Source organism: Polaribacter atrinae, from assembly GCF_038023995.1.
Classification (GTDB): domain Bacteria; phylum Bacteroidota; class Bacteroidia; order Flavobacteriales; family Flavobacteriaceae; genus Polaribacter; species Polaribacter atrinae.
This window is the reverse complement of sequence record NZ_CP150660.1, coordinates 2,896,964-2,922,002: the sequence shown is the minus strand read 5'-3', so window position 1 is coordinate 2,922,002 and position 25,039 is coordinate 2,896,964. Positions and strand designations below refer to the sequence as shown.

The window sequence follows — 25,039 nt, the reverse complement described above, 5'->3', positions numbered from 1 at the left end:
GATTTTTTTTGTTAAAATTATGTTTAATAATCTCTTACCAGAATAAACAATATAGTACAGTTACTAAAATACAAACGGCAATAGAACCTAAGTTAAATAACGGAGTTGTTTTAAATAAATCTGTTCCAAAATCAATCCCTTTAGGATCATCTTTCCCTTTGTTTTGAATATTACTCATAACCATAATGATAATAAGCGTTAAGACAGCTGTAATTCCCATTTGATGCATCCAAGGCTCAAATACAGGAATAGGAATAAATTTCAATGCTAATGCAATTGGAATAGATAAAATAGCTCCCCAAATCGCTGCATTATTAGTTGTTTTCTTATAAAACAAACCTAAGATAAATACGGCTAAAATACCTGGACTTACAATACCTGTGTATTCTTGAATAAATTGAAATGCTTGATCGATACCCCCTAAAAGTGGCGCAACAATAACAGCAATTATTAATGCAACTGCAGCAGAAATTCTACCCACATTTACCGTTGTTTTATCATTTGCATTTTTGTTAATATATTGCTTATAAATATCCATTGTAAAAATGGTAGATGTAGAATTCAACATCGAAGCTAAAGAAGAAACAATTGCAGCAGCTAAAGCTGCAAAAGCAACACCTTTAAGACCTGTAGGTAGAAATTGTAGTAACCAAGGATATGCTTTATCAGCTTGTTCTGCAGAAGGCACATTTAACATACCTACTTCTCCTAAATTAGCCATAATAGCTGGGTCGTTTACCATTACATACGCTGCAATACCAGGAATTACAACAATTAAAGGAATAATCAATTTTAAAAATGCTGCTAATAAAATCCCTTTTTGAGATTCTTTTAAAGATTTAGCTGCTAAAGTTCTTTGAATAATATATTGGTTGAAACCCCAATAGTACAAGTTTGCAACCCATAAACCACCAACTAATACCCAAATACCAGGTAAGTTTACATAGTTATCATTAGATTCATCCAATATCATATGAAACTTTTCTGGTGCCGCATCCAATACTTTAGAAAAACCAGCTAACATTCCTTCTCCTCCAGAAACCGTATTTAAAGCTAAATAAGTAGTAACCAAACCACCTAACACTAAAAATACTACTTGTATAACATCTGTCCAAGCTACTGCAGACAAACCACCATACAAAGAGTACGCAGCCGCAAATAACGCCAAACCAATAATTGCATACATCATATCTACGCCCATAATGGTTTCAATAGCCAAACCTCCTAAATATAAAACAGAAGCAAGATTAACAAATATGTATAAACCTAACCAAAATACAGCTAAAATGGTTTTAAGGTTAGTAGAAAAACGTTTTTCAACAAATTCTGGAATGGTATACAATCCTTTTTCAATAAAAATAGGTAAGAAATATTTACCAACAATTATTAAAGTTAAGGCTGCCATCCATTCATAAGAAGCAATTGCAATACCTAGTGCAAAACCAGAACCAGACATACCAATAAATTGTTCTGCAGAAATATTTGCAGCAATTAAAGAAGTACCAATTGCCCACCAAGGCAAAGATTTACTTGCCAAGAAGTAATCTTCTGCATTTTTTTGGTGTCCCTTCTTATCTCGAGAAACCCATAAACCTACACCCAAAATTAAAATGGCATACGCTATGAAGACTATATAGTCCCACATTTCAAAACCTGCTTTCATAATTATTATTTTTGTTTTAGTTAATTATTTATACAAGTCAAATATATGTATATAATTTAAGAAAATGTATCTGTAAGCCCAAAGAAATGTGCCTCTGAGTACATTTTTATCAACTAGTAGGGTCAGGTAGGTTTTTTTGTTGAAAAAATTATATATTTGTAATCAATTATGATAGAAATTAAAAAAAAAATAGGGATTCCTAAATATAAGCAAATCATTAGTGCTATAGAAAATGCTATAGAAAATGGTTTATTAAAAAAAGGAGATCAACTGCCTTCTATTAATACTATTAAAAACAACAACAAGCTTTCTAGAGACACTGTTTTAATGGCTTTTAATGAATTAAAAAACAGAGGTATTATAGAATCTATTGTAGGGAAAGGATATTATGTTTTAAGCGAAGACATTAATGTGCATCAAAAAATATTTTTACTTTTTGATGAATTAAATTCGTTTAAAGAAGATTTATATAATTCTTTTTTGGAAAATCTAGAAGATACGATTCAAGTAGATATTTTCTTTCATCATTTTAACGAGTCTATTTTTCAAAAATTAATAAAAGACAATGCAGGTAGTTATAACTATTATGTAATAATGCCGGCCAATTTAGAAAACACAAATAAAAGCATTCAATTATTACCGAATGATAAAGTCTATATTTTAGATCAGGTTCCCGAAGACTTAATCGAATACCCATCAATTTATCAAAATTTTGAAAAAGCAATCTATGAAAACCTACATAAGGCTTTACCATTGATTTCAAAATATAATAAAATTAATCTTATCTTTTCTGAGCAAAAACAGCCTAAAGGAATACTTAAAGGGTTTATACAATTTTGTGAGAAAAACTTCATTTCTTTTGAAGTTTTAAGTGCCGTAAAAGAAGAACCTTTAATAAAAGGAGAACTTTACATATTGCTCGATGATATTAGCTTATTGAGAATTATCAAGAAAATGAAAAGTCAGAATATGACTTTAGTTAATGATATTGGAGTCATCTCTTATAATGATACTTTACTTAAAGAAATAGTAGAAGGAGGCATTACAACCATTACTACAGATTTTAACGAAATGGGAAAAAGGTTGGCTAAAATGATATTAAACAAAGAACAAGATAAGATAGAAAATCTGAATAAATTAATTATTAGAAACTCAATATAACAGCACATTGTATACTATAAACCATAACACAGAAACAAATATTTTAGAAGTAAAAAATACTGAAAACACAGTTTTTGGTAAAATTTACCTAAACGAAGGAGCTAGTTTGCAAGAATTAACTTTGGGCGGAAATGCCATCATTCAAGACTTGCATCCATTAACCTACGATTCTACGTATGCTTCATCAATTTTATTTCCGTTTGCTAATAGAATTAAAGATGGAAAATATTCTTTTAATAATGAAGATTTTCAATTAGAAAAAAATCAGAAAGAAGAGCAAAATGCATTACATGGTTTTGTGTATAATAAAACGTTTAAAGTAATTGATAAAGAAGCATCTGCAACTAATGCTAAAATAACTTTAGAGTATAATGAAAATCTACGAAATGATGGTTTTCCGTATACATATTCTATTCAAGTTACGTATATTTTTACAAATGATGGGCTAGATTTATCTGTTACTGTAAGAAATACCGACGCTAAAACTTTTCCGTTTACTTTAGGGTGGCACCCTTATTTTATCAGTGATAATTTAGCAGAAAGTTCTCTGAATTTTGATTGTGATCAAAAATTAATAATTGGTGATCGAAATATTACCACAGGATCAGAAACCGTAAATTCTATCATAAATTTAGATATCGAGAAAAAACAATTAGATGATTGTTGGGGATTAAACTCAGACAAAGTTCAGTTTAAAACACCTAAATATCAATTAAACTTTCAATCATCCGTTAAAGATAATTTCTTACAAGCTTATACTCCTCCAAGATTAAACACTATTGCAATAGAACCTACAACAGGTGTTTCTAATAGCTTTAATAATAAAATAGGATTACAAACATTAGACCCTAATGACAAATATTCCATTGTTTGGAAAATAAACATAATTAACAATTAACGAAGCAAATTATGAGTGCAACACTAATTAAGGATGTTAAAGAAACATTCATCAAAGAATTTAAAACGGAACCACTATTAATTTTTTCTCCAGGAAGAATCAATATTATTGGAGAACATACAGATTATAATGATGGTTTTGTTTTTCCTGCAGCAGTAAATAAAGGTATTGCAGCCGCTATTCAAAAAAGTGAATCTGGTAACTCTACAGCCATCGCCTTAGATTTAGACAGTACCATAAAATTTGAATTAGATAAAATTAAACCTTCTAAAGAAGGAAGTTGGGAAAACTATGTTTTTGGTGTTGTTGCCGAAATTCAGAATAAGAATAAAGTTATTGACGATTTTAATATCATTTTTAAAGGAAATATTCCTGGTGGAGCAGGTATGTCTTCTTCTGCAGCTTTAGAAAATAGTGTTGTTTTTGGTTTAAATGAATTGTTTGATTTAGGTTTAACCAAACACGAAATGATTTTAATATCGCAAAAAGCAGAACATAATTATGTAGGTGTAAACTGCGGAATTATGGATCAATATGCAAGTATGTTTGGTATTAAAGACCACGCACTGCATTTAGATTGCAGAACGGTAGCATCGAATCCTTATAAAATAGATTTCGAAAATCATCAATTAATGTTGATAAACACCAATGTTAAACATAGTTTATCAGACAGTGCTTATAATGACAGACGTTCCGCATGTGAAAGCGTATCTGAATTATTAAACATAAAAGCTTTAAGAGATGCTACAGAAGCAGATTTAGAAACGATTGTAGATAAAGTTACGCCTTCTAATTATCAAAAAGCATTGTTTGTTATTCAAGAAAATAACAGAACTATAAAAGCAGCAAAAGCTATTGAAGATAATGATTTAGAATTATTAGGAGCTTTAATTTACCAATCTCACGAAGGTTTGTCTAACCAATACAAAGTAAGTTGTGATGAATTAGACTTTTTAGTAGCACAAGCTAAGAAAAACAAACACGTTCTTGGCGCAAGAATGATGGGTGGAGGTTTTGGTGGTTGCACTATTAATTTAATTGATAAAAGCGAAGCAAAAGCTTTTGCAGAAACGGCTTCTAAAGCCTATAAAAATGAATTTAACAATGAATGTTCAGTATATTTTATTGAACTTTCTGAAGGTACACATATCGTAAAACAATAATTACAACACAAGAAAATGAGCAATACAAATTTACAAGATTATTCGCACAAGCGATTTAATATTCTTACAGGAGAATGGGTGTTAGTTTCACCTCATAGAGCTAAAAGACCTTGGCAAGGACAAAATGAAGAGGTTAATAACGAAAAAAGACCAACGCATGATGAATCTTGTTATTTATGTGCTGGAAACACAAGAATTAACGGAGAAGTAAACCCAGAATATAAAGATGTGTTTGTTTTTACAAATGATTTTGCTGCTTTACAAAATGATTCGCCAACATTTAATGTAAACGACGGACTTTTAAAAGCACAGAGTGAAACGGGTATTTGTAAGGTAATTTGTTTTAGTCCAGATCACTCAAAAAGTTTGGCAGACATGTCGGCTACAGAAATTCAGAAAGTTGTTTTTGCATGGCAAAGAGAATTTAAAGAATTGTCTGAAAATCCAAACATCAACTACGTTCAAATATTCGAAAACAAAGGTGCTGTAATGGGTTGTAGTAATCCACATCCTCACGGACAAATTTGGAGTCAATCTTCTTTACCAAACGAAGTTGATAAAAAAAACACACAACAATTAAACTACTTTAATAACAACAATAGTAGTTTATTGGGAGATTATTTAGCACAAGAATTAGAAAAGCAAGAACGTATTATTTTTGAAAATGATGGTTTTGTAGTATTAGTTCCTTTTTGGGCAATTTGGCCTTTCGAAGCAATGATTGTTCCTAAAAGACCTTTGGCTAATATCTTAGAAATGACGGAAGCAGAAACGTTACAATACGGAGAAGCAATTTCTGTATTAACCAAAGCATACGATAAGATTTTTAACACTTCTTTCCCATATTCTAGCGGTATTCATCAAGCACCAACAGATGGTAACGAAAACAAGCATTGGCATTTCCACATGAGTTTTTATCCGCCTTTATTAAGAAGTGCATCTGTAAAGAAATTTATGGTTGGTTACGAAATGTTTGGAACTCCACAAAGAGATATAACTGCAGAACAAGCGGTAAAAATGATAAAAGATTGTTTGTAGGAATTATAGACTTATAGAAATAAAGGAAATCATCTAAAAAGCAATTTTTAGGTGATTTTTTAATTTTAATATGTTACAAAACCCATTATTTATAAACTGTCATTATATCGCACGAAGAAATATCATGAATAAACTCTCATAATCTTCATAAAATAATGACTGACAAACCTCATGTAACCTTTAAATCTGGCAGAAAAGATAAATTATACACATAAAGCAAGTAATTTAGAAAATAAAAAAAGGATTCTTTGGAAGAAAAAAATGGAGCATTTATAAAGCTATAGATGTATTTAATACACCTATAGCTATACATAATTATGTGACAATCTATTTTGCATAAAGATTACTACTAAGCAGCTTATCCAAAATATTTGCTATTAATTTTATCTATTTTAAAACTTTAAGAATTTTAGAAAACACTTCGTTATTTTCATAAACTCCTTGAAACTCGTTCGATTTTGCCCCGTAAGCAAAAATAGGTACCATAATTGCTGTGTGATCATAAGAAGCAAAATAACCTTCAATTTGGTGTGTTTTTATATCTCCTCGCGAAATACTAAAACCAGATGTTTCGTGGTCTGCAGTTATAATAACCAAAGTTTCTGGGTTGTTATCTGCAAATATTAAAGCTTCTGTAATTGCTTTATCAAAATCTATCGATTCCGCTAAAATTCCTGCTGTATCGTTAGAATGACCTGCGTGATCTATCTTTGCAGCTTCAATCATCAAAAAGAAAGGTTTTTGTTTTTTCCTTAAAAAATTAAGCCCCGTTTTAGTTGCATCAGCTAAAACACTACCTCTTCCTTCTGTAATCCATTTCATACCGTGTTTAGACATAAAAAAACCTACTTTGTCATCCGTAGTATTTTTTAAATCATTAAAAGATGAAACTATTTTAAAGTTATCAGTAAGGTTTGTCTTTTTAAAAGCAGAAGCTCCACCTCCAATAAAAAGATTCAGTCTACTATTGATTAAATCTTTAGAAATTGTAGAATCATCAGACCTATCTTTTGCATGTGCGTAAAATGAAGCAGGTGTTGCTCCTAAAATATTATCTGTAGTAATACATGCTGTAGAAAAACCCTGTTCGCTTAAAATTTCTGTAATATTTTTTAAAGGCTCTCCATTTACTCCTGTACCAATTGCTCTGTTATTTGTTTTAACTCCGGTTGCTAAAGCAGTACCTGCAGCAGCAGAATCTGTTGTAAAATCGTCTGCAGCTTGTGTTTTTATAAAACCAATACTTTTTAATTGAGTTAAAGTTAATTCGCCATTATTTGCAAGTGCTGTTGATGAAATTTGAGCCAAACCATTTCCATCTCCAATTAATAAAATAATGTTTTTAACAGGTAAGTCTTTTTGATCGTTGTTAAAACTTGGCTTGTAAACTTCAGAAAAAGTAGTTGAAGTTACCAATCTGCTTGGTAAAGATTTAAAATAATTAACACATTTAAAGGGATGATCTGTATTTATGATTGAAACTCCCATTTCAGATAAAGTTCTCCATGCTCTTTTAGAATCTGGACTTCCCCAAAAACGAAAAGGCTTATTCGTTTTATTTGCTTTTTCTAAAACCTCTACAATTCGATTTTCATCACCATGTGTTAACCTTCCTTTTCCATTCCATTCAGAAAATTGTTTAAAATCTAAACTAACCATAGCAATTTTTTTCCAAATTTCTGATGAAACCGAAGTTTCTAATTCTTGATAATCAAAAAAGATAAAATCAGGATAGTTGACATAATCTTTAGCTTTTGGTCTGTTTCCAGAAACAACAATTTTAATCTGCTTATTGTTAATTATAGAAGTATGTTTTTTTAGAACTTCTATAAGTTTTTCTAAGGTTTTAATAGCATCAGATTTAATATCAATCAAAAGGATTAATTGTGCTTCCTTTTTGTACTCCATATTAAAAACAGTTTCTAATGGCTTTAGATATAAAGCTTCTAATGTTTTTGATGGGGAAATATCTTCATAATTATGAGCAACAAACAAATCGTTGTCTTTTAGAAAAATGTCAGCTTCAAAAGAAGTTGCTCCGTTTGCAAAAGCATTCCAAAAAGGTACTGATTGATTGTAATCGTTGTGAGAATGAATAATTGCATTATTTTGAGCAATACTTTTATTTTTTACTCCCAAAAAGACTGCAATTACAAGTAATAACGTTTTTATATTTAATTTCATTTTAAGTTATTTATTATTGATTGCTTTAAACATTTTATGGTAAATTTCATTATTTTCATAAATACCTTGAAAGTTTTCTGAACCTTTCCCTTTTGCAAAAACAGGAATTAAAGTTCCACTATGTTGATCGTTGTTAAAATTAATAGAAACATTATCTACTTCTTCAGATTTTTCTCCGGTTTCTTCATCTATCATATAAGATTTACCAATACTAACACCTCCTGTTTCATGATCTGCAGTAACCACTAAAAGTGTATTTGGATGTTTTTTTATGTATCTTAAAACCACACCAATTGTTTTGTCAAAATCTAAGACTTCTTGTTTTAATAACTCTGCATCCATTGCATGCCCTCCCCAATCTATATAAGAACCTTCTATCATAAAAAAGAATGGTTTTCCTTTCTTAGTAAAATAATCTAAACCTAATTGAGTTGCATCTTGTAAAAAACTTTTTCTACCCTCTGTTTTAGAAGGCAAACCTTCTTCGGCTAGTAAATATCCGTTCTTTTTGTTTACATCAAACTTTGATAAACTCACAGAATCTAATTTGTAGTTTTTTGCAATTAACGCTGTATATAAATCTTTTTTATCAGTTCTACGTTTTAAGTATTTTAAACCTCCACCAACAAAAAAATCTACATTAGATTTTACTAAATCTAAAGCGATGTCTTCATGTAAGTCTCTATCTTTTACATGTGCATAAAAAGAAGCAGGAGTTGCATGTGTAACTGGTGTTAAAGTTACAAAACCAGTCTGATAATCTTTTTTTTGTAAAGTTTCTAAAATTGTAGGCAAAGGCAAACTATCTTTAGACATACCAATGGCTCTTTTATATGTTTTTTCTCCTGTTGAAAAAGCAGTAGCACCTGCTGCAGAATCTGTAATTGTATGACTTGTACTTGGTGTTTTTATAAAACCAATATTTTTAAATTGCTCAAAATTAGGCGTTTCTTTTCCAAAATAAAAAGCAGTAGAAATTTGGGCAAGTCCCATACCGTCACCAATCATAAAAATGATATTTAACGGTTCTTCTTGGTTTCTTTTTTCTGATTTTTTTTCACATCCTATGTAAAACATAGAAATTAAACTCAGTATTATAATTTTCTTCATTTTTCAAAAAATTTGAAAGTATATTTTTATTAATATTAAAATAGAAAAAGGGAGCTATTTTTCTAGAAGAGCTCCCTTAAAATAAAACAATAAACAACTAATATCCTTTATTTTGTTCTAAATACCCTGGCGTGTTAGAAGCTCCATCTATAGCTACTTGCGGAATAGGAAATAACCTATTATTTACATCTGTATCTGTTTTTTCTGTCCACGAATCTTCATAATGACTAAAACGGATTTGATTTGTTCTCCTTAAACCTTCCCAATAAAATTCGAAACCAAGCTCTCTGTATAAAACATCTAAATCTATTGATGAAAGTGCACTAGGAATTGGCTCACGAGCAGTTCTTGAAGTTTTAACAATATTTACATCTGCTAAAGCTGCTGCTGCGTCTCCTTTTCTCAATTTTGCTTCTGCACGCATCATGTAAATTTCTGCATAACGCATTAATACTAAATCTACACTACTGTAATTATTTCCGTTATTAGAAGTGTGACTAAATTGATACTTAGAAACTCGATAACCAGCATGATGTGCTCTACCTTCATTTGTAAAATCTACTTGTAAAGTAAGGTCTACATAATCTACGTTTTTATCTACACCATTTCCTTTAATTTGTTTTACAGGATAAATTCTGTAGCCATCATCACAAGTGTAAAATGCACCATTTTCATCTTTTCTGGCTGCCCAAGTTACGCCTCGTAAAATACCTCTGTCTATTTCAAAATCTTCTGCTTCTACACAATAGTAATTATCCTCATCATTTAAAGGAGAAAGACCTGTAAGATCATCTATACCATAAGCAACTTCTTGGGTGTTTTTTTGAAGAAATCTAGGATCTGCATCAGCAGGATCTACACTACCATAAGCATCTACCCAAGTTTGATAAAAATCTGATGTAATTGCAGGTCCATCTGTACCATCTGCACTTGTAAATTCTGGTCTAGGAAACATAGAACCGGGTAAAGACCAATAAGCCCAACGACTGTGTTCATTCTTTAAAACGCCACGTTGATCTAAAGCAAAAATTAATTCTGCATTATCACTATTACTATCATTAAATAATTCGAAATATTCTGGAGATAAAGAAAATTTACCAGAATTGATAATGTTATCTGTATATTCTACCACTTTATCCATGTCTTCAGTTGTAAAATTAGGAGTTCCGTAAGGATCTCTATATACAGCAGCATTTAGATTTAATCTTGCTAAAAATCCCCAAACGGCAGATTGTGTCATTCTACCAGAACCTTTATCAGTATTTATCACATCAACAACAGATAACAATTCGCTTTCTATATAATCTATTGCATCTTGTCCTCTAAGAATTTCTGAATTTTCACTAGAAGATTCTTTTTTAAATGCAAGTCCCCAACTATCTAAAGTTAACATATTTAAATAAGCTCTAAGCGCTTTCATTTCGTAAAGTGCACTTTCTGCTTCTGTATTTCCTTCTTCAGCCATTGGTGTAAGAACTTCTATAGCTGTTAATGTTCTAGAAATATTTATTGTAAGTTCTGTCCAAGCACTTTTTACCAAATCATTTGTAGAAGTTATAGAATGAGAATGAGCTGCTAAAAATTTACCACCATCATACCAGTCTGTTCCTCCTCTGTAAGGTAAAATTGCCTCATCACTTGGTATTAATTGTAAACCGTAATAGTTTGTGTGTCTCCAAGTCCAAGCAATCTGTCCGTACGCAGGTGCAATTGCTCCACTAATTGCTTCTGCTTGTCCAGCACCTGTTAAAGATTCATCTAAAACTTCTTCTTTTAAATCACTACAGCTAGACATTAATAGAATGCTAATTGCAAATACTGTGTTTTTTATTATGTTTTTCATTTTTGTCTTATTAAAATTCTACATTTAGACTTAAAAGGATAGTTCTACTTTTTGGGTAACTGTAATAGTCAATACCAAAAGTTTGAATACCTCCAACAGGACTTCCTGTATTAATTTCTGGATCGAAACCACTGTAATCTGTTATCACAAATAAATTTTGACCTGTAATTGATAAACGAAGATTTTTAATATTATCTCCAAGACCTAATGCTTCTGGTGTAAAATTGTATGCTAAAGTTGCATTGTTTAATCTTAAAAAATCTCCGTCTTCTAAATATCTTGTAGAAACTAAGTTAGAATTTGTTGCTGATTCATCTAAATATTCTACAGCTCTACCTGTTGTGTTAAAAGAATTGGCTAAATTCCCTTTGTTAAAAGAAGACATAGCAACGTGGTTGTAAATTTTATTACCACCAGCTCCATTAAAGTTTAAACCTAAATCGAATTTTTTGTAGTTAAAATTTAAGTAGAATGCATAAATATAATCTGGCAAGGCATTACCTGCTACAATACGATCATCATCTAAAATTTCACCATCATTATTAATGTCTGTAAATTGATTTAAACCATCCTCTCCAATTCCGATAAACTCTTGAACGTAAAAAGTACCAATAGCTTCTCCGTTTAAAACACCATTAATTGTAGCTCCTGTTTGTCCTGAACCTTGTGCGGCTCCTGTTGTTAATATTTGATAAGGAGAATTTACAACTTCGTTTTTAGTAATAGAAATGTTACCTCCAATATTATAAGAGAAGTCTTTATTGATAGTATTGTTGTAATCTAAGGCAATTTCAACTCCGTTGTTTCTAATTTCCATATTAGGAATGTTAGTCCAATAACTAGAAACTGGAACAATAGGGTCTGTAGGAGAAACCTCTAATAAAATATTGTCTGTAACTTTACTAAAATAATCTACAGTACCTGTTAACTTGTTACGAAATAAACCAAAATCTAAACCAATATTGGTTTGTGTAGAAACTTCCCACTGAATATCTGGGTTTGCCAAACGTGTAAATATAGATCCGTAAGGGTAACCACCTAGATCAGAAGCACTAGAGTCTAATGGATATGTGTTGTTGTCAGTATTACTTTCTGTATAACTTGCTTGCGTTATTTTAGAAGGAATTTCTTGACTACCAGTTTGCCCCCAACTTGCTCTTAATTTTAAGTTGTTGATGTTTTCAGAATCTTTTAAGAAACCTTCTTTATTAATGTTCCATCCTAAGGCAACAGAAGGAAAATATCCGTATTTATTATTTTCTCCAAATTTAGAAGAACCATCTGCACGCATTGTTGCAGTCATTAAATATTTATCATTAAAAGTATAATTTACTCTACCAAAGAAAGATTGTAACTCATTTTTAGTAGCGTAAGCAGACTGAGTTGTTTGCTGGTTTGCCGTTTCTATTTGATATCTTGGCTCTACTCCGTTATCTGGAAAACCTTCTAAATAAAATTGTTTTTGATTTACTTCAGTTTGTTGGTAGGTATATCCCAATAGAAAAGTAAAACTACTTAATTTTTTATAAAAATTATATGTTAATGTATTCTCTATAAGAGTATTATTGTTTTTAGTTGTAGCTGTATTTAAGCTACCTAAAGTTGTATTTGTTTCTGTTGCATAAGGCATGTATTGCACATCTCTTTCTGTAATAGAATAATCTACACCAACATTTAATTTATAAGTTAAACCTTTTGCAATTTTATAAGAAGGAGAAATATTAGCCAAAATACGGTTGTTATTTGTGTAATCTCCATAAATTATTTCTCCAATAAAAGGATTTAAAATATCGTTACTTAAATTTCCTTTTAATTCACCATTTTCATAAGGAGAGTCTGTTGGATTAAGACTTAACATATCACTTACAACACTGCCAGAATTAGGTCTAGTATTGTCTAATTTAGTAGCTGTTAAATTAAAAGTAACATTAAATTTATCGTCAATTGCTTTTTGAGTTAAATTTAAACGACCAGAATAACGTTTTAAGTTACTGTTTCTTAAAATACCCTCTTGATCATCGACACCTACAGAAGCTGCATAAGAAGAATTTTCTGTACCTCCACTCATAGAAAAGTTAATGTTTTTTGACACCGCAGTTCTTGTTAATTCATCTTGCCAATTTGTAGATGCTCCTCCATCAATTAAAGTACCATTTACGGCAGTTACATTAGCTCTAAATTCATCAGCAGTAAAAACATCAACTTTATTTGCTAACGTAGAAAAACCACTAGAGACGTTTATGTTTACTTTGTTTCTTCCTTTTTTTCCTTTTTTAGTAGTAATTACAATAACACCATTGGCTGCTCTAGAACCATAAATTGCAGTTGAAGAAGCGTCTTTTAAAACTTCTATACTTTCTATATCTTGTGGGTTTATAAAGTTTAATGGATTAGTAGCAATACCATTACCAGAATTATCTAAAGCAAAACCATCTACAATATAAAGCGGAGTTGTACCAGAACGTAAGCTACCAACACCTCTAATAACAACATCTTGTGTAGCACCAGGCTCACCACTAGAAGAAGATACGTTTACACCAGCAACTTTACCTTGTAAAAGTTGACCAGCATTTGCAACAACTCCTTGATTAAAATCTTCACTTTTTACAGAAGAAATTGCTCCAGTTACATCAGATCTTTTTTGGGATCCATAACCTACTATAACAACTTCATCCAAAGAATTTGCTTCTTCTTTTAAAATAATATTTAATTTTTGGTTTCCAGAATAAAGAACTTCTTTAGTCTCATAACCTAAATATGAAAATATTAAAACGCCATTTTCATCATTTAAATTGATAGAGAAAACTCCATCAAAATCTGTTACAGTTCCTGTATTAATCTGTCCTTTTAAAACAACAGAAACATTAGGTATTGGTATTCCATCTGCATCAGAAACTACGGTTCCAGACACGTTAACTTGCGCAATTGAATAGGAAGTAAAGCCTAATGCAAGTATTAAAATTAAATAATATTTTTTCATCTAGTTTGATTTTTAAATTGTGGTAAAACTAATTTACAGAAAGTGTTGCTTAGGGTGTTTTTGTTTCATCAAAGAGTATTAATCACTCAAATTGGGATGAAAAAGAAGCAGATTAGGTGTAGTTTTGTTACAATAACAATTAGCTAACGTTAAGAAAATCCTACAGCAACAAACAACTTAGCTAAATTGATCTTTAAATTCTTTAGGACTTTTACCAAAATACTTTTTAAATGCTTTTCCAAAATACTTTGGATCGTTATAACCGCACTCAAAACTTATTTCAGAGATGTTTAATTTCTTAGTTTTTAACAAAGCTTCTGCTTTTTGTAATCTAAGAGACATAATTACATCTGAAGGAGATTGTTTTAACCTTTCTTTAAATAATCGATAACACTTTACCCTAGAAACATCTAATAAATCTACCAACATTTCTACATTAAAAGAAGAGTTATGTAATTCTTTCTTTATAACCTCTAAACTCTTTTTTAATAATTTATCATTAGCCGTTAAAACAAGATCTTTACCTGTTAAAATATCGAATATTTTTTCTTGAAATTTATTTTCTTCAATAGAAATATTTTTTCTATTTATTAAAGAGTCTATTTTTTTTAGAATAAAAGATTCACTTACAGGAAGCTGAATAAGAGTGTCTACACCAAACTCAATCGATTGTTCTCTTAGTTCGTAATTAATCTCTTCTGATATATAAATTATAGCAATTTTCTTATTTTTTGTTACATCAGAATTATTAATAAAATATAAAAGATCTTTAGAGAAAGAAACTTGATAGATTACAACAATATGTATCTGAATTTGTTTGGTAATCGAGTTTAAGTTATTTGCAGAGTTTTCAAAGATTAAATTATAATTATTATGTTCTAAAATTTGATTTGCAGCCGCAAAATTTTCTTCATCACTAAAAATTAATACATTTTTTTTGTCTGCAGATAAATTTTCTTGTTGATTAAAATGTTTCCAAGAAATGGTTTCTATAGACTTATCCTTCGGGTTTATTTTGGTAATTGGTATTTGTAATGCTATCTTAAATTCTTTGTCTAAATTATAATTGATAAGTTTTCCTTTTAAATCAACCAAAAGAGTTTGTAATGCTTTAAAATAAGGGCTGTAATGTAAAACACTGTACCAATTATTTTTTAAAAGATCACTATTGGAAGAAATTTCTACAACTACAAAAGAATTCTTATAATTGATTTTTAAGTTTAACTTACTGCTATTATCTGAGTATTTATTAATGTCATTAAAAAAATATTGTAGCATTAAACGAAAACGTAAAACATCTATTTCTACCCAATTAATAGAGGTGTCTATATTAAAATTAAAATCTACTTTATTGTTTTGTAAAGATTCTTCTAACTTATTAATACTGTTTTTTAAAACCGGAAACAAATTAATTACAGAAGTCTTAATAGCTCCAATTTCTTTTACGTGGCTTAGATAATTCCATTCAGAAATTAGGTTTACCATTTTGTTAGTCTCTTCTAAAATAGTTTTTTTATCATGAGAATTTTCTGACAAACAATTTGCAGTTTTTAAAATTTTAGAAACTGGTTCTTGAAACTCTGATAAAACAAATGTTTTAAATTTTTCGACTTCAAAATCTTCATTTTTAAGATTGTTATGTAATTTTAAAAGTGTCTCTTTTTGACGTAAAATTTCTTTATTTTTTTCATCCAATTGATTGTTAATAACCTCTAAATCTTTTTTTTGATTTTCGATGACATTTGTACGAATTAAGATCTTTTTTTCTAGGTCTTTTTGAAGTGATTTTGTTCTTAAATTCTTAAGATAGATAAGTATTATTGCTGTAATTAATATAAATACTGATAAGAGCACATAAAATAAGTTTGTTTTATAGAAAGCTTTTTTTATTTGTAAGGAGAAAAATAATTCTTCATCGTTTTCTTTTCCTTCTTTAAGTAAAAAATTATAATTTCCAGAAGTTAAATTTTGATAATTTATCTTGTTATTGATATCTAATAAAGTCCAAATACTATCTAAGCCTTCTAATTTATAATAGATATTTTTTTCTGTTTTTTTGGGGAATCTAATCGGAATTAAATCAATACTAATTTGATTTTTATTATGACTTTTTATAATCTTTGGAGAGTAGTTTTCATTATCATCAACCAGTAATTTAATTTTTGCTTTAGTATTGTTAAACTGAATATTGCTAGGATTAAAATAATTTAAACCATTAATTCCGCCAAAAAACAAATCACCTTTAGCATCCTGATAATAAGCGCCTTCAGAAAATTCAGAAACCTGCCAACCTCCTTTTGGATGAAAAGTTTTTACTTCAAAACTTTTTTTATCAATCACAACAATTCCTTTTGTGGTACTTAACCAAACTTGCTCTTTATGATCTAAAACACCGTAAATTAATTGGCTAGGTAAACCTTCTTTTTCTGTAATATTCTTAATAATACCTTTTTCTTTACTAAAAACACTTAATCCACCAAGCGATGCAATCCAATAATAATTTGTTTTTTCATCTTTATAAACAGCGTAAATACTATTACTTAAAAGGCCTTTATTAGTATTTATAGATTGTAATTCGCCATTTTTAATATCAATTAATTTTAAACCTTTATTATTAGATTTTAAGTTGCTTTTTTGCTCTTTATGATAATGAGAAAGATTATTTTGGGTCTCTATTGTTTTTAATTTTCCTTTACTAATATCTAATAATTGCAGCCCATTATTTTCTGTAGCAAGAATAAGCTCGTTATCTATAAATTTTAAATTTCTAATATGATATTTACGAATTAAATCTTGACCAATAAAAGACTCAAAATTATTTGTGATTAAATTAAATTTAGCAACCCCACCCCAACAAGCAACCCATAATTGTTTATTATTATCTTCATAAATAGAATAATTTCTATTGTTAGGTATGTTTATATTATTCTTAGAATTATATAAGTTATAATCTCCATTTTTTTTTATTCTGATTATTCCAGCATAAGTTCCTGCCCAAATAGTCCCATCAGAAGCAGTAAACAAAGACCTTATACGTTTCCAATCTGGTTCATTGGTAGCTTCTTTAATTATAAATTCTTTGTAATTTTTAGAAGTAGAATTGTAATTATAAAGTCCTTTTGTGTAATAACCTAACCACAGTTTACCTTCTAAATCTTTGGTTATTGCACGTAAAGTTTCATTAGGAATGTTTGGAGAATTTATTGGGTGAGGTACAATAGATGCTATCTTATCAGAATTGGAGTAAGCCATACTAATTCCACCATCTTTTAAGCCAAGCCAAATGTTTCCAAAATAATCTTCGTGTAAAGTTTCTACTTCATTACTTTTAAAACTTTCTTTAGAATAAGGGTCTTTTGTGTAATTTTCTATATGATATTTATTGGCTTTGTCTAATATATTTTTAATGATGAATAAACCATTTTTACGTGTGGCATACCAAATATTACCTGTTTTATCTTTTAAAACATCGTTAATAATAATGTTTGGGTATTTTGTTAAAAGAATATTGTTTAAAGCGTTGTTGTTTGTTTTTGAGATTATCCTATTGGTTTCTTGAAATTGACCAGCAACAAATTCGTAACAGTTATTTTTAGTGTGAACTAAAATATTACCATCTTTTGTAACAGAGATATCAATTGGTTTGTTCTTAAAAGTGTAATTTTTAAACTTTTTATTACCTAAATACCTGCTTATTTTAGTATCTTCTGTAATAATCCAAATTGTACCTTTTATATCTTGTTTAACTTTGCTGATGTAATTACCAGCAATCGAATGATTGTTGTTAATGTCATGTTTAAAGGAAGTAAATGTATAACCATCAAAATAATTTAAGCCATCCCAAGTTGCAATCCATAAACCTCCATTAATATCATTTTCGATATCTTTTACAGAATTATTAGATAACCCCTCGTATATCGAAAAATTATCAAATTTAATTTGTTGACTAAAAGTTTGTAATGTTATAAAAAAAAAGAATAATACTACTCTTGTCATAGTGTACATTTAACCCCACAAGAGTATACTTTTAAGATTACCTTAATATAAATATTAGGTTAAGTAAATAAAAATTTTGTCTTTAAAATTCTTACCCGTTGTAGGTTTATCAATGTTATTTTTTCAATAAAATTAATTTAGACATAAGCACAAGCGATACATGAAGCCTTCCGCAAAAGCTCATTTTAAAAATCAGTTGATTTTTAAAACAGAAAATTACATGAATAAATTTTTACTATTTAACGATTCAAAATGAATGTCAGTTAAATGAAGAATACTTATGTTCTATGAAAATACATTTAAATTTAGCAACTAAAATTGCATATCTACACTAATCATATAGTACGAACACCATTAATTCTAGATAAATAAAAATCATCCATAAGATACCACTAACATCTTACCTAAAAATAAAAAAACCTCAGCTAAAAGCTGAGGTTTTCTCTTATTGTACAGGCGGAGAGACTCGAACTCTCACACCTCGCGGCACTAGATCCTAAGTCTAGCGTGTCTACCAATTCCACCACGCCTGCAACTTTTCCCATTTAATTGGGCTGCAAATATAAACAATCCTTGCAAACTGCAAAGCAGTTCATAATAATTTTTCTACTTTTGATGTAGAAATAAATATATATCTTATGAATACCATTCAATCTTACATAAAAGACAACAAACAACGCTTCTTAAACGAACTCATAGAACTCCTTAAAATCCCTTCTGTTAGTGCAGATTCGGCTTATAAGAAAGACGTTTTACTAACGGCTGATTTTGTTTTAGAAAGTTTAAAAAAAGCAGGTTGCGACAACGTAGAAATGTGTGAAACTCCAGGATATCCTATTATTTATGGAGAAAAAATCATCGACAAAAACTTACCAACCGTATTAGTTTACGGTCATTATGATGTACAACCGGCAGATCCAATAGAACTTTGGACGTCTCCACCATTTGAACCAGTAATTAAAAATACAGAAATTCATCCAGAAGGAGCAATATTTGCTCGTGGTGCTTGCGATGATAAAGGACAAATGTATATGCACGTAAAAGCATTAGAATACATGACATCTACCGGAAACTTACCTTGTAACGTAAAATTTATGATAGAAGGTGAAGAAGAAGTAGGTTCTGAAAGTTTAGCTTGGTTTGTACCAAGAAATACAGAAAAATTAGCCAATGATGTTATTATAATATCTGACACAGGTATGATTGCCAACGACATCCCTTCTATTACAACAGGTTTACGTGGTTTAAGTTATGTAGAAGTAGAAGTTACAGGACCAAATAGAGATTTACATTCAGGTTTATACGGAGGCGCAGTTGCAAACCCTATCAATATTTTAACCAAAATGATTGCCTCGTTACACGACGAGAACAACCACATTACCATTCCTGGTTTTTATGACAACGTAGAAGAATTATCTACAGAAGAAAGAGCAGAAATGGCAAAAGCTCCTTTTTCTTTAGAGAAATATAAAGATGCCTTAAAAATAGGTGATGTTCACGGAGAGGCAGGTTATTCTACCAACGAGCGCAATGCAATTAGACCAACTTTAGATGTAAACGGAATTTGGGGTGGTTATACTGGCGAAGGTGCAAAAACAGTAATTGCAAGCAAAGCATTTGCTAAAATATCTATGAGATTAGTGCCAAATCAAGATTGGAAAGAGATTACAGAGCTCTTCAAAAAACATTTCGAAAGCATAGCTCCTAAATCTGTAACGGTACTTGTAAAACCACATCATGGCGGACAAGGGTACGTAACTCCAATAGATAATACGGCATACAAAGCAGCTAGCAAAGCCTATGAAACCAGCTTTGGTAAAACGCCTATTCCTCAAAGAAGTGGTGGTAGTATTCCTATTGTTGCTTTATTTGAGCAACATTTAAAAAGCAAGACTATTTTAATGGGCTTCGGTTTAGATTCTGATGCCATTCACTCACCAAACGAACATTTTGGGGTGTGGAATTACCTAAAAGGGATTGAAACGATTCCTTATTTCTATAAATATTTTACAGAGATGTCTAAATAAAATAATTAATCCGTTCAGCAATGAGCGGATTTTTTTTTGGGCATTCCCCAATTATTTGAAAAAAATAATTGCGTCAGGCTTTTCGCACTCGCTTTTTTTGTAAAAACAAAAAAGAGCTCAAACAAATGCTACAATCCTTAATGCAAGCATACTTACCTACCCTAAGTAGAACTATTAATTTTCATTATTTAAACAGCAAAACAAAACTATTTCAACTCTACATTTGTAGAATATATATTTTTATTCTATGTTTGTAGAGCAAAAAAACATAAACGATGCAATTATCTAAAACAGAAGAACAATTAATGCAATATTTATGGAAACGTAAAAAAGCATTTTTAAAAGAATTGTTAGAAGATTTTCCAGAACCAAAACCAGCAACAACAACCGTTGCTACTTTGTTAAAAAGAATTGCAGACAAAGGTTTTATAGATTATAAGTTATTCGGAAAATCGAGAGAATACTTCCCGTTAATAAAAAAAACAGATTATTTTTCTAAACATGTTAACGGATTAATTAAAAATTTCTTCAACGATTCTGCCAGTCAGTTTGCTTCTTTTTTCACAAAAGAAACCAATCTTTCTACAGAAGAATTAGAAGATTTAAAAAAGATAATTGATGGTCAAATTAAAAAACAGCAACAATGATTATCTACCTACTTAAATCTGCAAGTTGTTTAGCATTATTACTCTTCTTTTATCATTTTATATTAGAAAAAGAAAAAATGCACACCTTTAATCGCTTTTATCTTTTAACAGGTATCATCATTTCTTTTTTAGTACCATTAACAACCATTACTATTCAGGCTAAGGATGCAATAGAAACTAACGGAGAACCTATTTTTATGGGAAACACAACCTCAACAACAGGCTATGAAACTTTTAATTACAGTCAATTATTAATGGTAACCTACCTAATTATAGCAACCTTATTTTTAGTACGATTTGTTGTCAACCTTGTTAGAATTATACAGAAGATAAGAAAAAACGAAACTATCAAATATCAAAAAGCAGTATTAGTTTTAGTAAAGGATGAAATACTACCTCATACTTTCTGGAATTACATTTTCATCAATAAAAAAGACTATAAGCAAGAGAAAATAGAAGAAGAACTCTTTACACATGAGTTAACACATGCAACACAAAAACACACCTTAGATGTTCTATTAATTGAATTGCTTCAAATTATTTTTTGGATAAACCCATTATTTATCTTCTTAAAAAAAGCAATACAATTAAATCACGAATTTTTAGCAGACGAAAAGGTGAATCATCAACATAATAACACGTTTCAATATCAGCACATTTTAGTAAACAAAGCTGCATGGAACAACGAATATTACTTGGCCAGTAATTTGAATTATTCATTAACTAAAAAAAGATTAAAAATGATGACAAAACAAAGCTCACCAACAAACATGTTGTTAAAAAAACTGGCGGTAATTCCGCTTTTAACAGCTTTTATTTTCCTCTTTGCAAAAAGAGTTGAAGCACAAGAGAAACAAATATCAGTAAGTAAACATGAAATTACTACAGAAAGTAATTTTCCAACAACAGGCTTTAAAATCATAAAAGGAGAAAAGTATTTTTATGTTTTAAAAGATAAAAATTACAAATATTATAATAGAGAAGGTAAATTAACAGACCAAAATGGAAAAGTAATTTCATCTCAGCAAGTAAATGCAGGCGATATTATAGAAGGACAATTTATAACAAAGGTGTATGATAACGGTGAAATAGTTTCTGAATTTAAAGACAATACACCAGATGCGTATAAAAACTTACAAAAGAGTACAACTGATAAAATTATTCCACCTCCACCACCTACTTCTAAACCTTCTGTTTCTAAAACAAATAAGAAAGAAACAACTTTTACAATAGACGGAAAAACGGTAACAAAGGAAGAAATTAATAATGTAGATTCTGAAAATATAGAAAGCGTAAACGTTATGAAACAAAAAGACGGAACTTCTACAATTTCTATAAAAAAGAAAAAAGAGCCGATCTATTATTTAGACGGAAAAATTATTTCTAAAAAAGAAATGGAACAAATAAAACCAACTACTATAGAAAGGGTTAACGTAGAGAAAAACAAAGATGGATCTGGTGCTGTATATATAATTAGTAAAAAGAACTAAAGTTAGAATAATATAGACATAAAAAAACCTCGATATATCGAGGTTTTTTTTATGTAAAAATCAAATTTCTTAAAAATTCTAAATAAGAAAACTTAAACGCTATTTATTAGCAAAAATGCGCGTTAGCGATTGAAACGGCATCCTTTTTTCTTTTTCAGAAAAAAGATATAGTGTAAAGCGCGACCTGAAAGGAACGCCCAACTACTCTACTGTGCTAAAAACAACAGAAGATTACTCTTTTTCTGCCATTTTTTTAACGTAATCTGTAATAATTACAATTTGCGTTGGCCCTACTTTACCTTCTATATATTTTGCATTTTCATGATCTAAAGAAATTCTACGTACCGCAGTTCCTTGTTTAGCAACCATACTAGATCCTTTTACCTTTAAATCTTTAATTAAAACAACAGAATCTCCTGCTTCTAAAATTGCACCATTTGCATCTCTATGAATAATCTTTTCGCTATCATCTAAATGATCTCCAGATTCTTTAGCAAAACGTAAATCATCGTCTTCTAAATACATCATATCTAACAAATCTTGCGGCCAACCTTCTGCTCTTAAACGAGACAACATTCTCCAAGCAACTACCTTTACACCTCTATATTCACTCCACATAGAGTCGTTTAAACAACGCCAATGGTTTGCATCCGTTTCTTCTGGATTATCTATTTGAGTAATACAAGTTTCACAAGCCAATACACTACCATCTACTCCACCTCCACCAGTTATGGTTGGTTTTACGTCGTAAATTGATAAATTAGTTGTTGAAGTACATAATTCACATTTATTTCCACTTCTATTTTCTAAATCTTGTTGTAAACTCATAATATATTTTTTGTTGCACAAAAGTACATTTTTAATTGAAAAATGCTAATTAATTTGTAAAGAAGTGCTCCAAAAATTAAGAATTTGATAAAATTTTAACTCGAAGCTATTTCCTGCTTTCACTACTCGCTTTTTTTATCCCAAAAGGGACTAAAAAAAGAGCTCAAACAGAGAGCTTGACTTGAGCGAAGGCGAAAGGTTCAGTCAGGAATAGACCTGTTCGTAAACATATTGTCATTTCGAAATGAGCTTTTTTAGCGATTGAGAAATCTCATTTTATATAGACGAATAACCGCTATCTATAAAATGAGATTGCTTCGTAAACTCGCAATGACAGTTCATTACTCTATTTCTAAAGAAGTAAATTTAAAAGAAGTTCCATCAAACAAACCTTTGTCGGATAATTTTAAAGACGGAATGACTAATAACGCCATAAAAGATAAACTCATATAAGGTGCTCTTAATTTACTACCCATTTGTTTAGCCATTGTATCTAAGGCTGCATAAGATTCCCCTATAACCTCAGCAGACTTATCAGACATGATTCCGGCAACTGGTAACGAAACTATTTTTTCTTCCGTTGCATTTACAGCACAAACTCCTCCTCTATTTTCTATAATAAGATTTACGGCTCTACATATATCTTCATCAGAAACTCCAACGGCAATAATATTATGAGAATCGTGCCCAACAGAACTTGCTATTGCACCTTCTTTCAATCCGAAGTTTTTGATGAATGCAATTGCAGGCGTATCATTTTTATAACGATTTACAACCGTCATTTTTAAAACATCTGTTTTTGTATTTGAAATTAAATTTCCATCAACAATTAAAGAAGCTGCTTCTATTTGGTTGGTTACTAATTCGCCATCTAAAGCTTCAATAACTCTAATTTTTTCTGAAGATGAATCAAACCTAAACTCTGATACTTCTTTTTTATCTGTATTAAAGTTATTTAAAACTTCAAAAGGAACAGATTCTACAAAAGACTCTCCGTTTTTAGCAACCAATTCTCCATTAATATAAGTCTCTAAAACATTGAATTTTTCTAAACTATCTACCAAAATAAAATCGGCATCATCTCCTTTTTGTAAGAAACCAACATCTAAATTATAATGTTTTATAGGGTTGATACACGCTGCTTGCAATACTTTAAAAACATCGATTCCTTTGGCAACGGCTCTTTCACAAAGTTGATTGATATGACCTAACAATAAATCATCTGGATGTTTATCATCCGAACAAAACATCATGTTTTCGAAATGTGTTGGTAATAAATCTATTAAAGCTTCGAAGTTTTTGGCTGCAGAACCTTCTCTAATAATAACCTTCATTCCTTTTTGTAGCTTTTCTAAAGCTTCATCATAAGAAAAACACTCGTGATCTGTAGAAATTCCGGCTGCAATATATTTGGTTGCATCATCTCCTCTTAAACCTGGAGCGTGACCATCAATTGGTTTGTTATTGTTTTTAGCATGTTGAATTTTCTTTAAAACCTCAGCATCATCAAACAAAACACCAGGATAATTCATCATTTCTGCCAAATATTTAATGTCTGGGTTTTCCATCATCAATTTAATATCTTCTGCATCTATAATTGCACCAGCACTTTCAAAAGAAGTTGCAGGCACACAACTTGGTGCTCCAAAATTGAATTTTAACGGAACTTTCTTTCCGTTTTCAATCATAAAATCCACACCTTTTACGCCTAAAACATTGGCAATTTCATGCGGATCGGAAACAGTTGCAACGGTACCGTGTTTTACAGCAATTTTAGCAAACTCAGATGGCACCAACATAGAGCTTTCTATATGGATATGCGCATCTATAAAACCAGGTAGAATGTAATTTTCTTGGTGGTGATTTACTTCTTTAATAGAAGAAATTTTTCCGTTGATAACCTCTACTTCTCCTTTGTAAATTCGTTTGTTTTGTATGTCTACAATATTTCCTTGTACAATCATTTGCTTTCTGTTTCTAAAGCAAATTTACAAAGAATAATAGGTGTCTT

At 30.1% G+C, this 25,039-nt stretch carries 15 protein-coding genes and 1 tRNA gene; 7 read left to right on the top strand and 9 right to left on the bottom strand.

What is annotated here, in order from left to right; translation table 11 throughout:
- Positions 1 to 34: 34 nt before the first annotated feature.
- A complete protein-coding gene (locus WG945_RS12690; protein WP_068449503.1) occupies positions 35 to 1,663 on the bottom strand; it encodes a sodium/sugar symporter in 1,629 nt (542 codons plus the stop codon).
- Positions 1,664 to 1,831: 168 nt separating this feature from the next.
- Here WG945_RS12690 and WG945_RS12685 point away from each other — a divergent pair, with 168 nt between their 5' ends.
- From WG945_RS12685 to WG945_RS12670, 4 genes are read left to right on the top strand one after another with little or no spacing between them, the layout of a single operon-like run.
- On the top strand, positions 1,832 to 2,824 hold the full coding sequence (locus WG945_RS12685; RefSeq protein ID WP_068449504.1) for a GntR family transcriptional regulator: 993 nt from the start codon (positions 1,832 to 1,834) through the stop codon (positions 2,822 to 2,824).
- A 7-nt stretch (positions 2,825 to 2,831) separates the two neighbouring features.
- Complete coding sequence (locus tag WG945_RS12680; protein ID WP_068449505.1) at positions 2,832 to 3,722, top strand: aldose 1-epimerase; 891 nt, start codon at positions 2,832 to 2,834, stop codon at positions 3,720 to 3,722.
- Between the two features lie 11 nt (positions 3,723 to 3,733).
- Positions 3,734 to 4,885 (top strand): galactokinase, encoded by a 1,152-nt coding sequence (gene galK, locus WG945_RS12675; protein WP_068449506.1) that lies wholly within the window; start codon positions 3,734 to 3,736, stop codon positions 4,883 to 4,885.
- 15 nt (positions 4,886 to 4,900) lie between these two features.
- Positions 4,901 to 5,923 (top strand): UDP-glucose--hexose-1-phosphate uridylyltransferase, encoded by a 1,023-nt coding sequence (locus WG945_RS12670; RefSeq protein WP_068449507.1) that lies wholly within the window; start codon positions 4,901 to 4,903, stop codon positions 5,921 to 5,923.
- 387 nt (positions 5,924 to 6,310) lie between these two features.
- Here WG945_RS12670 and WG945_RS12665 read toward each other — a convergent pair whose 3' ends face one another.
- From WG945_RS12665 to WG945_RS12640, 6 genes are all read right to left on the bottom strand, one after another.
- The gene (locus tag WG945_RS12665) at positions 6,311 to 8,107 is read right to left on the bottom strand and encodes an alkaline phosphatase (RefSeq protein ID WP_082864219.1); all 1,797 of its coding nucleotides are present in this window, start codon (positions 8,105 to 8,107) and stop codon (positions 6,311 to 6,313) included.
- Positions 8,108 to 8,113: 6 nt separating this feature from the next.
- The gene (locus WG945_RS12660) at positions 8,114 to 9,217 is read right to left on the bottom strand and encodes an alkaline phosphatase (protein WP_068449508.1); all 1,104 of its coding nucleotides are present in this window, start codon (positions 9,215 to 9,217) and stop codon (positions 8,114 to 8,116) included.
- A gap of 97 nt (positions 9,218 to 9,314) precedes the next feature.
- The gene (locus WG945_RS12655) at positions 9,315 to 11,060 is read right to left on the bottom strand and encodes a RagB/SusD family nutrient uptake outer membrane protein (protein WP_068449509.1); all 1,746 of its coding nucleotides are present in this window, start codon (positions 11,058 to 11,060) and stop codon (positions 9,315 to 9,317) included.
- Positions 11,061 to 11,070: 10 nt separating this feature from the next.
- A complete protein-coding gene (locus WG945_RS12650; protein ID WP_068449510.1) occupies positions 11,071 to 14,040 on the bottom strand; it encodes a SusC/RagA family TonB-linked outer membrane protein in 2,970 nt (989 codons plus the stop codon).
- Positions 14,041 to 14,217: 177 nt separating this feature from the next.
- Entirely contained in the window at positions 14,218 to 18,036 is a 3,819-nt protein-coding gene (locus WG945_RS12645) for a two-component regulator propeller domain-containing protein (protein ID WP_068449511.1), read from the bottom strand.
- Between the two features lie 451 nt (positions 18,037 to 18,487).
- Positions 18,488 to 18,569: transfer RNA gene (locus tag WG945_RS12640), tRNA-Leu, on the bottom strand.
- Positions 18,570 to 18,674: 105 nt separating this feature from the next.
- Here WG945_RS12640 and WG945_RS12635 point away from each other — a divergent pair.
- From WG945_RS12635 to WG945_RS12625, 3 genes are all read left to right on the top strand, one after another.
- A complete protein-coding gene (locus WG945_RS12635; RefSeq protein ID WP_068449512.1) occupies positions 18,675 to 20,063 on the top strand; it encodes a dipeptidase in 1,389 nt (462 codons plus the stop codon).
- 275 nt (positions 20,064 to 20,338) lie between these two features.
- Entirely contained in the window at positions 20,339 to 20,710 is a 372-nt protein-coding gene (locus WG945_RS12630) for a BlaI/MecI/CopY family transcriptional regulator (protein ID WP_068449513.1), read from the top strand.
- A complete protein-coding gene (locus WG945_RS12625) occupies positions 20,707 to 22,200 on the top strand; it encodes a M56 family metallopeptidase (protein WP_068449514.1) in 1,494 nt (497 codons plus the stop codon). Before WG945_RS12630 ends, WG945_RS12625 begins: the two co-directional genes overlap by 4 nt.
- A 231-nt stretch (positions 22,201 to 22,431) precedes the next feature.
- On the opposite strand, the gene WG945_RS12620 is transcribed toward WG945_RS12625, so the two are convergent.
- The gene (locus tag WG945_RS12620; protein ID WP_068449515.1) at positions 22,432 to 23,028 is read right to left on the bottom strand and encodes a PhnA domain-containing protein; all 597 of its coding nucleotides are present in this window, start codon (positions 23,026 to 23,028) and stop codon (positions 22,432 to 22,434) included.
- A gap of 341 nt (positions 23,029 to 23,369) precedes the next feature.
- Positions 23,370 to 24,992: an adenine deaminase gene (gene ade, locus WG945_RS12615; RefSeq protein ID WP_068449516.1), complete on the bottom strand. Its 1,623-nt coding sequence runs from the start codon at positions 24,990 to 24,992 to the stop codon at positions 23,370 to 23,372.
- Positions 24,993 to 25,039: the final 47 nt, after the last annotated feature.

Bases quoted from the DNA above. Each gene is read 5' to 3' on its own strand.
- WG945_RS12690 (WP_068449503.1), bottom strand. From the start codon at position 1,663: ATGAAAGCAGGTTTTGAAATGTGGGACTATATAGTCTTCATAGCGTAT.
- WG945_RS12685 (WP_068449504.1), top strand. From the start codon at position 1,832: ATGATAGAAATTAAAAAAAAAATAGGGATTCCTAAATATAAGCAAATC.
- galK (WP_068449506.1), top strand. From the start codon at position 3,734: ATGAGTGCAACACTAATTAAGGATGTTAAAGAAACATTCATCAAAGAA.
- WG945_RS12670 (WP_068449507.1), top strand. From the start codon at position 4,901: ATGAGCAATACAAATTTACAAGATTATTCGCACAAGCGATTTAATATT.
- WG945_RS12665 (WP_082864219.1), bottom strand. From the start codon at position 8,107: ATGAAATTAAATATAAAAACGTTATTACTTGTAATTGCAGTCTTTTTG.
- WG945_RS12660 (WP_068449508.1), bottom strand. From the start codon at position 9,217: ATGAAGAAAATTATAATACTGAGTTTAATTTCTATGTTTTACATAGGA.
- WG945_RS12655 (WP_068449509.1), bottom strand. From the start codon at position 11,060: ATGAAAAACATAATAAAAAACACAGTATTTGCAATTAGCATTCTATTA.
- WG945_RS12650 (WP_068449510.1), bottom strand. From the start codon at position 14,040: ATGAAAAAATATTATTTAATTTTAATACTTGCATTAGGCTTTACTTCC.
- WG945_RS12645 (WP_068449511.1), bottom strand. From the start codon at position 18,036: ATGACAAGAGTAGTATTATTCTTTTTTTTTATAACATTACAAACTTTT.
- WG945_RS12635 (WP_068449512.1), top strand. From the start codon at position 18,675: ATGAATACCATTCAATCTTACATAAAAGACAACAAACAACGCTTCTTA.
- WG945_RS12630 (WP_068449513.1), top strand. From the start codon at position 20,339: ATGCAATTATCTAAAACAGAAGAACAATTAATGCAATATTTATGGAAA.
- WG945_RS12625 (WP_068449514.1), top strand. From the start codon at position 20,707: ATGATTATCTACCTACTTAAATCTGCAAGTTGTTTAGCATTATTACTC.
- WG945_RS12620 (WP_068449515.1), bottom strand. From the start codon at position 23,028: ATGAGTTTACAACAAGATTTAGAAAATAGAAGTGGAAATAAATGTGAA.
- ade (WP_068449516.1), bottom strand. From the start codon at position 24,992: ATGATTGTACAAGGAAATATTGTAGACATACAAAACAAACGAATTTAC.